The sequence below is a fragment of the Methylomonas sp. MgM2 genome, from assembly GCF_054172045.1.
In genome coordinates, this window is record NZ_JBSYXO010000011.1 from 31,133 (window position 1) to 44,064 (window position 12,932).

General features: G+C 52.3%; 13 protein-coding genes. 9 read left to right on the top strand and 4 right to left on the bottom strand.

Features of this window, described 5'->3' with window-relative positions; genetic code table 11:
- Nucleotides 1-921: a KpsF/GutQ family sugar-phosphate isomerase gene (locus ACW73I_RS10370; protein WP_458029357.1), complete on the bottom strand. Its 921-nt coding sequence runs from the start codon at nt 919-921 to the stop codon at nt 1-3.
- Between the two features lie 191 nt (nt 922-1,112).
- On the opposite strand from ACW73I_RS10370, the gene ACW73I_RS10375 reads away from it, so the two are divergent.
- Genes ACW73I_RS10375 through hisD form a run of 7 tightly spaced genes read left to right on the top strand, consistent with a single transcriptional unit; the run spans nt 1,113 to nt 6,746 of the window.
- Entirely contained in the window at nt 1,113-1,931 is an 819-nt protein-coding gene (locus ACW73I_RS10375) for an ABC transporter ATP-binding protein (RefSeq protein ID WP_458029231.1), read from the top strand.
- A 15-nt stretch (nt 1,932-1,946) separates the two neighbouring features.
- A complete protein-coding gene (gene mlaE, locus ACW73I_RS10380; protein ID WP_458029233.1) occupies nt 1,947-2,729 on the top strand; it encodes a lipid asymmetry maintenance ABC transporter permease subunit MlaE in 783 nt (260 codons plus the stop codon).
- A 1-nt stretch (nt 2,730) separates the two neighbouring features.
- Complete coding sequence (gene mlaD, locus ACW73I_RS10385) at nt 2,731-3,195, top strand: outer membrane lipid asymmetry maintenance protein MlaD (RefSeq protein ID WP_458029234.1); 465 nt, start codon at nt 2,731-2,733, stop codon at nt 3,193-3,195.
- Nucleotides 3,195-3,542 carry an STAS domain-containing protein gene (locus tag ACW73I_RS10390; RefSeq protein ID WP_458029235.1) on the top strand — a complete coding sequence of 116 codons (348 nt, stop codon included), beginning with the start codon at nt 3,195-3,197 and terminating at the stop codon, nt 3,540-3,542. The genes mlaD and ACW73I_RS10390 overlap by 1 nt, the downstream gene beginning before the upstream one ends.
- Entirely contained in the window at nt 3,535-4,800 is a 1,266-nt protein-coding gene (murA, locus tag ACW73I_RS10395; protein ID WP_458029237.1) for a UDP-N-acetylglucosamine 1-carboxyvinyltransferase, read from the top strand. The genes ACW73I_RS10390 and murA overlap by 8 nt, the downstream gene beginning before the upstream one ends.
- Before the next feature lie 13 nt (nt 4,801-4,813).
- Nucleotides 4,814-5,440, top strand: a complete 627-nt coding sequence (hisG, locus tag ACW73I_RS10400; protein ID WP_458029238.1) for an ATP phosphoribosyltransferase — start codon at nt 4,814-4,816, stop codon at nt 5,438-5,440.
- A 4-nt stretch (nt 5,441-5,444) separates the two neighbouring features.
- The gene (gene hisD / locus ACW73I_RS10405) at nt 5,445-6,746 is read left to right on the top strand and encodes a histidinol dehydrogenase (RefSeq protein ID WP_458029239.1); all 1,302 of its coding nucleotides are present in this window, start codon (nt 5,445-5,447) and stop codon (nt 6,744-6,746) included.
- Between the two features lie 171 nt (nt 6,747-6,917).
- On the opposite strand, the gene ACW73I_RS10410 is transcribed toward hisD, so the two are convergent.
- A complete protein-coding gene (locus ACW73I_RS10410; protein WP_458029241.1) occupies nt 6,918-7,340 on the bottom strand; it encodes a DUF6524 family protein in 423 nt (140 codons plus the stop codon).
- Nucleotides 7,341-7,768: 428 nt separating this feature from the next.
- Here ACW73I_RS10410 and ACW73I_RS10415 point away from each other — a divergent pair, with 428 nt between their 5' ends.
- Complete coding sequence (locus ACW73I_RS10415) at nt 7,769-8,572, top strand: L,D-transpeptidase family protein (protein ID WP_458029242.1); 804 nt, start codon at nt 7,769-7,771, stop codon at nt 8,570-8,572.
- A gap of 469 nt (nt 8,573-9,041) precedes the next feature.
- Nucleotides 9,042-9,440, top strand: a complete 399-nt coding sequence (locus tag ACW73I_RS10420) for a cupin domain-containing protein (RefSeq protein ID WP_458029244.1) — start codon at nt 9,042-9,044, stop codon at nt 9,438-9,440.
- Between the two features lie 311 nt (nt 9,441-9,751).
- Here ACW73I_RS10420 and cydB read toward each other — a convergent pair whose 3' ends face one another.
- Together cydB and ACW73I_RS10430 are read right to left on the bottom strand one after the other, a co-directional pair.
- Nucleotides 9,752-10,918, bottom strand: a complete 1,167-nt coding sequence (gene cydB, locus ACW73I_RS10425) for a cytochrome d ubiquinol oxidase subunit II (RefSeq protein ID WP_458029245.1) — start codon at nt 10,916-10,918, stop codon at nt 9,752-9,754.
- Between the two features lie 3 nt (nt 10,919-10,921).
- The gene (locus tag ACW73I_RS10430) at nt 10,922-12,310 is read right to left on the bottom strand and encodes a cytochrome ubiquinol oxidase subunit I (protein ID WP_458029247.1); all 1,389 of its coding nucleotides are present in this window, start codon (nt 12,308-12,310) and stop codon (nt 10,922-10,924) included.
- Nucleotides 12,311-12,932 lie beyond the last annotated feature (622 nt).

Genomic DNA, 12,932 nt, shown 5'->3' on the forward strand with positions numbered 1-12,932 from the left:
TCAAACGATTCCTGCCCGTAGCAAATCGTGCATGTTCAATGCCCCCAGCAAATTCCGTTCGTCGTCAACCACCAATAATGCGTTGATTTTCTTGGCCTCCATGATTTGCATGGCTTCGGCCGCCAGAATGTCGACCTGTATCACCGTACAAGGCTTGGTCATTACATCGGAAACCGGCGTCGCATGCACATCCAAGCCTTTTTCAAGCATGCGGCGTAAATCGCCATCCGTAAAAATGCCCTCTACGCGCCGATCGCGATCAAGCACGGCTGTCATACCCAGTTTCTTCTCGGTCATCTCCAGCAAGGCTTCGCTAACCAGAACCGTGTTAGCCACCTTCGGTATTTCCAAACCGCTGTGCATAATATCGCCGACTTGTAGCAATAAACGTTTACCTAAACTACCACCAGGGTGCGACAGGGCAAAATCATCGCGCGTAAAACCTTTGCTTTGCAATAGCGATACGGCCAAAGCGTCCCCCATCACTAAAGCCGCCGTCGTGCTGGAAGTCGGCGCCAAACCCAGCGGGCAAGCCTCCTGATCGACACTGACATTGATGTGAACGCTGGCCAACCGGCCCAATGCCGACTCCGGATTGCCGGTCATGGCAATTAACGGGACCCCCAAGCGTTTGATGATAGGCAAAATCGTCAATATCTCTTCGGTGTTACCCGAATTCGACAAGGCCAGCACCACGTCCTGCCGCGTTATCATACCCAGATCGCCATGGCTTGCTTCGCCGGGATGCACGAAAAAAGCCGGAGTACCGGTGCTGGCCAGGGTAGCGGCTATTTTACCGGCGATATGCCCGGACTTTCCCATGCCCGTGACAACAACCCGTCCATGACACGCCAGCAACAGATGGCACGCCTTGATAAAATGCTCATCGATGCGTTCGACCAACTTGGCAACGGCTTGCATTTCGGCTTGAATAACCGCTTGCGCTAACTCCTGAATGTCCCGATCACGCACCAATACTTTTACCTCATGACCAAAAAGGAACTATTATTGCATGTTATGACTCACGTTTTCATCCGCAGTCATTGACTTATCTTTGATCCCTCATAGAAAATAGACGATCCAAATTAAAAATTCTTATAATTACCTGGTAAATGCCTAATAGCGCAAGCCCAACAAATCATATCGTCTCCGTCAAAAATTTGAGCTTTTCGCGCGGAAACAGAAAAATTTTCGACGACATCAGCCTCGATATTCAGCGCGGGAAAGTCACCGCGATCATGGGACCGAGCGGCACAGGAAAAACGACATTGCTGAAATTGGTCGGCGGCCAGCTTTTTCCGGATTCCGGCGAAATTCGCGTGGACGGTCGAAACGTGCATGAATTGAGAACCAAGGATTTGTACGAATTACGTAAGCGGATCGGCATGTTGTTCCAAAGCGGCGCTCTTTTGACCGACATGAACGTTTACGACAACGTGGCCTTTCCGTTGCGCGAGCACACGCATTTACCCGAATCGATGATCCGAAGCCTGGTACTAATGAAACTGCATGCGGTCGGCTTACGCGGGGCTCGCGAGCTAATGCCGAGTGAGTTATCCGGCGGCATGGCGAGGCGAGTCGCATTAGCACGGGCTATCGCCTTGGATCCGATGATGATCATGTACGACGAGCCATTTACCGGACAAGACCCCATTTCGATGGGCGTGTTATTACACTTGATCAAATCCCTGAACACTACTTTAGGCTTGACCAGTATTGTCGTTTCGCACGACGTGCACGAGACGGCCGCCATAGCCGACTACATCTACGTCATATCGGACGGCAAAATTGTCGGCCAGGGAAGCCCTGAGCAACTAGGCCAATCCAATTCAGCCTGGGTGAAACAGTTCATGAACGGCGAAGCCGACGGTCCCGTGCATTTTCACTATCCGGCGAATGATTACATGGACGACTTGCTTACCAATCGCTAAATCCTTAATCCAAATATGCTCGAATTCTTAGAATCCTTGGGTAAAATCACGCGAGAAAGCTTTGCCAAGCTAGGCCGCGGCACGTTCTTTCTGATACACAGCCTAGGGGGCGTTCGGGAAATATTGCCGCGTCCGAATTTGCTGATCAAACAAATGTACTCCATCGGCGTACTGTCTTTTCTGATTATCAGTATTTCCGGTCTATTCGTCGGCATGGTGCTGGGACTGCAGGGCTTCAACATTTTGTCCGATTTCGGCGCGGAAGAATCGCTGGGCGTCATGGTTGCCGCATCGCTGGTAAGAGAACTCGGCCCCGTGGTTTCCGCCTTACTATTCGCCGGTCGCGCCGGTTCGGCATTAACCGCCGAAATCGGCTTGATGAAAGCAACCGAACAGTTATCCGGCATGGAAATGATGGCCGTCGATCCGATTAACCGCATCATCTCTCCACGCTTTCTAGCCGGCTTTCTGGTTATGCCCTTATTGGCCGGGATATTCAGCGCGATCGGCATCATGGGCGGACATTTAGTCGGCGTCGGCATGCTGGGTGTCGACGACGGCGCGTTCTGGGCGCAAATGCAAGCCAGCATCGATTTTCATGAGGATGTTGTTAACGGCACCATCAAGAGCGTCGTGTTTGGCTTCGTTGTGTCGTGGATTGCCCTATTCGAAGGCTATGACGCCGTCCCGACTTCGGAAGGCGTCAGCCGCGCCACCACCCGTACCGTCGTCAATTCCGCCTTTTCGGTACTCGGGCTCGATTTCATCTTAACTGCACTGATGTTTGGAGATAATTAACATGCAGCATTCGAAGACTCAGGACACGTTAGTTGGCCTGTTCGTTGCCACGGGCATTGCCTCGCTGTTTTATATGGCACTGCAAGTCAGTAATCTAGGCACTTACACCAGCAGCGATACCTATACCGTGACCGCCCGTTTCCAAAACTCCGGCGGTCTGAAAGTCAAATCAGCGGTATCGGTTGCCGGCGTCCGTATCGGCCGCGTGTTCTCGATCAAACTGGACCACGACACGCACGAATCGGTGGTTGAAATGCACATAGACTCCCAATACGACAATTTGCCCGACGATTCCGGCGCCAGCATCTATACCGCGGGATTATTGGGCGAACAATATATCAATATCGATCCCGGTGCGTCGGATGCATTTTTGAAGGACAAGAGCCAAATCGACATCACCAGTTCGGCTATCGTATTGGAGGAAATGATAGGCAAATTCATGATGAACAAGGTGGACGAGAAATAATGGCCAAGCTGCATCTCGTCGAGCAGTCGCCCGGCTATTTTACCGTCGAAGGCAATTTGACTTTTGCCACGATCGATAAAAAGACATTGCAATCTTTCAAATTTCTAAAGGGCATCGACACGATTTGCATCGACTTGGCAAAAGTCGGCAAAACCGACAGCGCGGGCTTGGCCTTGATGATCGAATGGGTCAAACAGAGTCGAGCGATACGGGCGCAATTACGTTTCAAAAACATCCCCGATCAGCTACTGACACTGGCCAAACTGAGCGGATTCGACAAAACTGAATATTATTCCGGCAGTTCACCCAGAACGGCCCCAAACTCTGTAAACGATATCCATGGATAAATTACTGATCACCGGCGGCAAACCACTCGACGGCGAATTGCGCATTTCCGGAGCGAAAAACGCCGCCCTGCCTATTTTGGCCGCAACACTGCTGTCCGACTGCCCTGTCAGCGTCGGCAATGTTCCGCACTTGCGCGATATCACAACCACTCTGGAGCTGCTCGGCCAAATGGGCGTGGGCGTAACGGTCGACGAAAAAATAAACGTTGAGGTCGATTCCAGCTCTATCAATAAATATGAAGCCCCCTACGAACTGGTCAAAACCATGCGGGCTTCGATTTTAGTATTAGGGCCTTTATTGGCCCGGTTCGGCGAAGCACACGTATCGCTGCCGGGCGGCTGCGCGATCGGTACCCGTCCGGTCGACATTCATATCGACGCCTTAATCAAAATGGGCGCCGACATTCAAGTCGAAGCCGGCTACATACACGCCAAAGCGAAACGCCTGCAGGGCTGCCGCTTGGTCCTGGATAAAATTACCGTGACCGGTACCGAAAACATCCTGATGGCAGCCACCTTGGCGGAAGGCACCACCATCATCGAAAATGCCGCTAAAGAACCGGAAGTATCGGACCTCGCCAATTTTCTGAACGAAATGGGCGCCAAAATCGGCGGAATCGGCACCGACATATTGACTGTCGAAGGCGTCAAAAAACTCGGGGTACCGGGCCTGCATTATGAAATTCTGCCGGACCGCATCGAAACCGGCACCTACTTGGTGGCGGGGGCTATCAGCCGCGGCCGGGTCAAGTTGAAAAAAACCGACCCCACCACTCTGGACGCGGTACTGGACAAATTGCGTGAAACCGGCGCCGAAATCACGACCGGCGATACCTGGATAGAATTAAACATGCACGGCAAGCGCCCTAAAGCGGTCACCGTGCGTACCGCGCCTTATCCGGCCTTTCCGACCGACATGCAGGCCCAATTCACCGCATTGAATTCGGTGGCGGAGGGTGTCGGCCTGATCACCGAAACCGTATTCGAAAACCGCTTCATGCATGTACAGGAACTGCAACGGATGGGCTCGCAGATCAAACTGGAATCCAACACGGCCATCATCAGCGGCATAGACCGCCTGACGGGAGCACCCGTCATGGCCACGGACTTGCGAGCTTCCGCCAGCTTGGTATTGGCCGGCCTGGTGGCCGACGGCGATACGTTGGTCGACCGTATTTATCATATCGATCGCGGTTACGATCACATCGAAGAAAAACTCACCCAACTGGGCGCATCCATCCGCCGCGTCCCAAATTAATATCGACAGAATCATGCTGACCATCGCCGTATCCAAGGGCCGCATCTATGAAGAGGCCCTACCTTTTTTAGAACAAGCCGGTATCACGCCCACCGAGAACCCGGATAAAAGCCGCAAACTGATTTTGCAAACTACCCGGCCCGACGTGCAATTGGTGATCATCCGTGCCACCGATGTGCCGACCTTCGTCGAATACGGTGCCGCCGACATGGGCATAGCCGGCAAAGACGTCTTGCTGGAACACGGCGCCGAAAGCCTATACGAACCGTTGGATTTAGGCATCGCCGGCTGCCGCTTGATGACGGCCGGCCCGGTCGACGCGCCGCCGGTCAAAGGCCGCCTGCGTGTCGCGACCAAATACGTCAAAACCGCGCAACGCTATTTCGCGGACAAGGGTATACAGGCCGAAATCATCAAGTTATACGGCTCGATGGAGCTTGCGCCCTTAGTCGGCTTGGCGGACTGCATCGTCGATTTGGTCGACACCGGCAACACCTTGAAAGCAAACGGTTTGGAACCGCGCGAGCTGATCACCAACATCACCTCGCGCCTGGTCGTCAACAAGGCCGCGATGAAAATGAAGCATCAAGCCATACAATCCTTGATAGACCAATTTGAAGACACCCTAGCGCAAAGGTAACACCATGACCCCGATCAAGATGCTTAGACTCGACAGTTCTTCCGCCGATTTCGACGCCCAGTTGAAGCAGCGTCTGGCCTGGGACGCCAGCGACGATCTGGAAATCCATAAACGGGTATTGGACATCATCGCCGACGTGCGTCGAAACGGCGATCGGGCCTTGATCGAATACACCAACCGTTTCGACGGCACGGCTTTTAAGGCCGGCGCGCAATTGGAACTGCCGAAAACCGCGCTGCAGCAAGCCCGGGATCGCTTGCCTGCCGAACAAGCCCATGCCCTGCAAACCGCCGCCGATCGGGTACGCGCCTATGCCGAGCATCAAAAAATGCAATCCTGGCAATTTACCGAAGCCGACGGCTCGCTGTTGGGCCAAAAAGTCACCGCGTTGGACAAAGCCGGCCTGTACGTACCCGGCGGCAAAGCGGCCTATCCGTCGTCGGTATTGATGAACGCGATTCCGGCGAAAGTCGCCGGCGTCGGCGAATTGATCATGGTCGTCCCCACTCCGCGCGGCGAAACCAATGCGATGGTATTGGCCGCCGCCCATATCGCCGGCGTCGACCGCGTGTTCACGATAGGCGGCGCCCAAGCCGTCGCGGCGCTGGCTTACGGTACCGAAACCGTGCCAGCCGTCGATAAAATCGTCGGCCCCGGCAATATCTACGTCGCGACCGCCAAAAAACTGGTGTTCGGCCAGGTCGGCATCGACATGATCGCCGGCCCGTCGGAGATATTGATCATCTGCGACGGCCAAACCAACCCGGATTGGATCGCAATGGATATGTTCTCTCAAGCCGAACACGACGAAAACGCTCAAGCGATTTTGATCAGCCACAGCGCCGAATTTTTGGATCAAGTCGAAACCGGCATCAACAAGCTGCTGCCCGACATGGAGCGCGCCGACATCATCCGCGCTTCGATGACCGGCCGCGGCGCCTTCATAAAGGTCGAGAACCTGTCGGAAGCCGCCGAAGTCGCCAACCGCATCGCGCCCGAGCATCTGGAACTATCGGTCGCCGACCCCGAAGATCTTTGCCGGCAAATCCGCAACGCCGGCGCGATTTTCATGGGCCGCTATACCGCCGAAGCCCTAGGCGATTACTGCGCCGGCCCCAACCACGTGCTGCCGACCTCCAGCACCGCCCGCTATTCGTCTCCATTGGGCGTCTACGATTTCCAAAAACGCAGCAGCTTGATCAATTGTTCCGCTGCCGGCGCCTCCGAACTCGGCAAAATAGCTTCGGTGTTGGCGAGGGGGGAAAGCTTGACGGCGCATGCTAGGTCGGCGGAGTACCGGATTTAGCAATTCCCACTATTGCAAAAGATAGAGCCGTCCCCTCTCCTTCCGGGGGCTATAGGGAATTTTGAATATGCGTCGCTGTCGCGACAAATTATTTAGAAATCGGTTCGCGGACCGACTTTAAAACAGCCGTCGCGGCTGCGGCCTAATGAAGATAAACAACTCACTAACCGTTCACTCACCACCGACCTCGTCCATATCGACTTGTCCCGACAGACGTCGGCGGACATGAGACCATGACATGCCTATAGCCAATAATGCGGAAAGGCTGATCAACGCAGTCCAACCGATGGCGCTGTTTGTGTCCGCGCTGATCAGTTTGTAGTCGTCGAGTAACCAAACCAGGGTTCCGATGAAAGCGGAGGCTAAAAATAGGCCGATCGGGCCGAGGGAGCGATAAGACGACCGAATCAGAATAAACCAACCAATCAACAGCACAACACCCGAAAAGGCATGCTCAGGACCGAACCCTGAATTGCCAATCGCGTCACTGACCCAGTGATAATATGAATGACCGCTGGGATTGAACGTCAAGAGAACAATCAGTACGGAACCAACAAATCGCGACGCAAAACTGAAAAAAGTGAATGATTTCATGATTGGGTTTCTCCGAAACGAACGCTATTACAGTACTGGAGCGTGCCGTGGTTAAGGTTGAATTCAGCCTAGGCCTGAAATATACACATCCTGCCGCGTAAATGGAATATCGATCGCTTAGATCGAAGTGTTCTTTGACCGCTCCGGATCATCCTGCTTTTTGTCCGCCGATGAGCGGTATCATTGACCGAAGACCCGGCTAATTTACGGATTTTGATTATCGGTTCGCCGGTCCAGGATCAAAGGCCCGGTAACACGAATTCTTGGTGATGTTGCTTGGTGAATATTGCCTCCCGGGATGGACACCTTTAGCCCAATTGCAAAGCCCTCAAACACGGCTATCCACCGGGCTGATCAGATGGCGCTTGCAGACCGATTGTGATTTTACCTAAACTATTCCGGTCCCCACCTCGTTTCCAGCATACGTTATGAAATCAAGCGCCAAAATCATCGCCGGCTTGGCCCTGATGGAATTGCTCGGTGCGTGCTCCGGTCACAAGCCCGACGCCAAAAGGCTAGACACCACCAGCGTTAAACCGCAGACTCAGGCCCGGACTACCCGGCCCCTTCCGGCTCCTTTTCTACCGCCGCCGCTCGGCCAGCGGACGGTGGAGAATATTTTGCAAATATACGGCACAAACGCGGCAAATAAACTGAAACCCTATTTCTCGAAGGCTAAGGTTTCTTATCCTCCGCGGGAAGCCACCTACATCGCCTTGAAACAGGAAAAGAGATTGGAGATATGGGCCAGAGACAGCGGCGAATTTCGGTTTATACGCAACTATGACATCCAGGCGGCCAGTGGAGTGAGCGGCCCGAAATTGCGCCAAGGGGATAAACAGGTGCCGGAAGGCATCTATCGTATCGCCGGACTGAATCCCAACAGCCATTACCACTTGTCGATGAAAATCAATTACCCGAACGAATTCGACCTTTTCCATGCCTGGCAGGAAGGTCGCACTAATCCTGGTTCGGATATTTTTATCCACGGCAGCGCCCGCTCCATCGGCTGTCTCGCCATGGGCGATGAAGCGATAGAACAACTTTTCGTCCTCACCGCGCAAGTGGGCGCCGAAAATGTGAAAGTCGTGATTGCCCCGCACGACCCCAGGGTCTACTCTTTGGAGGCTGACGCCACACTTCCGGAGTGGACTACGGAGCTTTATGCGATGATCTCCCGCGAAATTAATGCCCTTTCACCCGAGATGAAGTCCGCAATAATGGGCTTGTAGGGTTAATTTCGTTAAACGGCGTCGCGTTTTTCCAGTAAACAGCGTGCAGGAAATTCCATCGAACAGTAACATGTAATTTCAGCGAAACCACACCGATTCCACCGACGGATGCCGTTGGCTCAGTACGCACTATTATTTCTGCTCGGAGCGCAAGAAATCGAAATTGCTACAAAACCGCCACGCTCAAGTCCAGTCGAGAAGACATCCCGCGAATGGTTGCCGTTCAAGCTCACGACTCAAGCTGTCCTCGACACGTTCACAAGAGGCACGGTGCCGCTTCAACTAGCAGTAACTGAAACAGCAACTCACCAGACCCTAGCTCCACGGACATCCACAATGAAGCCGGAGGGTAAAGTTTATCCCGATCTATGGCGCCCTAAACAGAGTGGAACTATCGGGAATGCTGCCTATCGAACCGGCTTTGATCACGCAAACCGTAACCGGTCCATGTTTTTAGGAGACATAAATCATGAAGCATGTAGCTCGTACTTTTTATTGGGTTTCTGCATTAGGTTTGGGGTTCGCCAGCGTCCCTGTCGTTAATGCCGATGAAGCGGCGGCGAAATTTTCACGCCAAGTGTTGTTAAGCAAGCAGGCAGCGTTAACGTCCAAGGATGTTGAGACCAAAGTTATCCGTGTGCAATTTCCAAAGGGCTATAAAACGCCGTTACACACTCACGAAGGCCCTGGGCCACGCTATGTGCTCAAAGGGAAATTGAAAGTTGAAGATAGCGGTCAAACCACTGTGTTCGGACCGGGCGAAGTGTTTTGGGAAACCGGCGCTGAAATGACGGTAGAAAATGTCGGCAAAGGCGATGCCGAAATCATCATTTTCGAGATAGTTCCAACAAAATCTGACGCACGGTAGGTCAAATTGCGGTGGCTTTAGTTGACTCCGAATCCGCGGGGGAAATTACAGTTCGTCTATTTGTGCCGCCTTCAAGGAAACGGGCAAAAAAACCGGTTGCCGCAATCCCCGCGGCCACCGGCTTAATTTCACGTTTCCGCTATCGCGGTGTGGCGTAAATTTAGGCGCGCTAGTCAAACCAAACAGATCATATCCAGCCAAAGCGAAACAACATAAAACAAGGGACCTCGCCATCTGCAAAAGATGCCGATATCTGCGGCGTGCATGGTCCGACTGTGTATAAATCGGCCAATGCAAATCGTCCTTTTCGGTCAGTCCGTCATTTCCGCCCCGGGCTCTCCGGATGTTTCCGCGTCCGACGTTTCGGAGAAATTCGATTGGTGTTGATCGCTGAATAAGGCATATAGCCATCTAGTGCAGACCGCCAATAACGGCAGCGCAAAAACGGCTACCCATAGCAAGACTTGCAAACTTAAACCGCCGGCACTACTGTCCCAAACCGTTAAAGAGCTATTCAAGGAAATATTCGACGGCAACAAAAACGGGAACATAGAGATGCCGAAAGTCAACACTACCATGCATACGGTCAATGAACTTGCCAACATGGCCCGGTATGATTTATGCGCTCTTGCGAACCATATGGTAGCCGCCGCACCGATGAAAGCGAATGCGGGGATTACCCAAAGCACGGGCAAATGTTCATAGTTATCCAACCATAAACCTTCGCCGCGTTTGACGAATTTAGCCAATGGATTGGAAGCGTCGTTTGGCGACAGTTCCGAACTAATGTGATATCCCTCCAAACGGGTAATCCATAATCCGCTTAAGGCAAACAAAACCAAAAACAGTACGCCGGCACGAATAGCCATCCCTTTCGCATTTTGTTGAAGTTCGCCACGGGTTCGTGATTGTAAAAACACCGCGCCGTGCATTGCGAACAAAGCAATGGAGGTCAATGCGATTAAGACCGCAAATAGGTTGAACAAGCCCCGGAAGTCGCCCAAGAAGCGGATTTGCATATCGCTTTCTAAATGAAACGGTATGCCTTTCAACAAATTGCCTGCCAAAAGCCCAAACAGCGATGCCGGGATCAGCCCGCTTATGCCGATCGCTTTATTAACATAAAGCCGCGACTGATTGCTTCCAACGGTCTCGGGAAAATATAAGGCCAACGGCCGGAATAACATCGCCAACAACATCAACAGCAATACCGGATAAAAACTAGACAGCGATACCGCATACGCAATCGGCCAAGCCGCAAACATGATTGCCATTAATACGATGAGCCAGGCCATGTTGGCCAGACTGATTGGCGCCGCTTGTTTAATCAGATAGCGCCGCTCGTGCTCTGACTTGCCCAATATCGGCAATAACAAGGTAATGCCCAAAGACAATCCTTCCGACATCGCGAAAACGATCATGACCGCGCCAAGTATGCCCCACCAGATCAAACGCAAACTTTCTAGTTCGAATGGCATGCTTCATCCCCCCTTCATAGCAGCACTGCGACCCGATATCGCTTGCCGCATCAAAAACAGACCTGCTGCCGCAAGCAAAGCATAAGCCAGCGCGAATGCGGCTGTACTGACGATTAATTGGGTGACGGATTCCGATGAAACGCTTAAGAAGGTCGGCAATATACCTGAAATTGCCCAAGGTTGTTTTCCGACCTCGGCAACGATCCAGCCGAAGACACTGGCTATCCAGGGCAATGGTGCTGAATAAATAAACAGGTTAATTAGCGATTGCAGCAATTTTGCCTGGAAGCCGCCCCAAACAGCCAGCACAAATACCAACACGCTCGCCATGCCGCAGGCTATCATCAACCGGTATGCCCAGCGAATCAAACCGGGATACGCCGGTAAAACCGATTGCGCTGCCAGAGATATCTGTTTATCGCTGGCCCCGACGATCTGTTTGTGAATAGGCGTCAAAAACAAGGCGTAGCCCAAATCGGCTCTATAGCGTTCGAAATCCTTCAGCAAGCTCGGCGTCCTATCGCCGTCGCGTAGCCTTTCCAGTTGTTCGTAAGCCTTAATGCCGTTACGGACGCGAGCTTCCACCTCGGGCAACAAATTCCGGTCGGTTTCTCCGGAAATAGCGGCTTTTTTGGCATGTTGAACCATGTGATTTAAGTTTGGCGTGGCATCGCCGAAGCCGACCGTCACCAGAATTGCAACCAACCCCAATCCGGCCGATAGCCTGCAAGTCAGTAGTGCCATCCGGTCACTCGGATTACGCTTAAGAAAATAAGCGCTGATCGCGATTAGCGTCGCAGACGACATCGCGTAACTCGCCGCGACCGTGTGTACGTATTTTGCGATCACGGCGGGATTGCTCAAGACATGGTTAAAGTCACTCAATTCCATCCGATAGGACTCATAATTGAAAATTGCACCGACCGGGTTTTGCATCCAACCGTTGTCGAGTAAAATCCAAAAAGCCGATGCATTCACTGCAATTGCGATCAACCAAGTCAAAAACAGATGCTGTTTGGGAGTGAATTTATCCCATCCGAACCAATACGGACCAAAAAGAACTGCCACCAGCAGAAAGCTGCTTATGACTTCAATCGCCAAAGGTAATGCGAATATATCGCCCACGAAATGCGAAAAATACGAGCCGTTCATGCCGAATTGGAAAATCACCAGCATACGGGTGATAAGGGCCAGTACGAAATTAATGGCGAATACCCTGCCCCAGAACTGTGCCATGGTTTTATAAACGACATCCCCTTTCCAGACATACGCCGTCTCCATCAATGCTAAGAACAAGGCTAATCCTAGCGTCAGCGGAATGAACAAAAAATGCAGCATCGCTGTTATCGCAAACTGCCAACGCGATAATTCGACAATGGTTTCGGAAATCATCCCTACCTCTTCAAGGTTAAAAGAGGGCCAATTATAGAGTTATTACCGCTTATTTAGCACCTAGATTCAGCCAATACCTGCATAGCTTGAAAACCTTGGAAAAAAGGGGCAGCTGCCGTTAGGCTATTGCAGACGCAGTGGGAAGCAGTCAATCGGCCATATCGACAGAACTAAGGCGTAACACAGGCCAACGTGCTTACCGTCACGCAAGACATTGGGAACCCCCCAAACTTTGATGCAAAATTACCGGCTAGCCGCCGCTGCTTAATAATATGCGCTTCAGAGCTGAATCCGCGGCATATTAACCCTGATGGCTATTAATAGAAATAATGATAGGGCCGACGCGTCGAAAAATGAGTATTTGCTGAACTAACTATTGGGTTTTGAGGCGGTCGTAATGATTCGGCTTGTCTGAGTCGCGCCCATGCCGTTAAACCGGAAACGCAGTCTGTGAGTTCAAAAGGGCATGATGAATAGAAACAGGGCCTTGCAGATACCATGCGATCCAGGCAATGCCGGCCCCCGGGACAGAATAAACGTATAACAGAAACCGGCAATGCTTTCTTCAAGGTAAAAACCCGCTGCCGTCCGTCGTCGATTTCGTTCCTGGTTACCGGTGGTT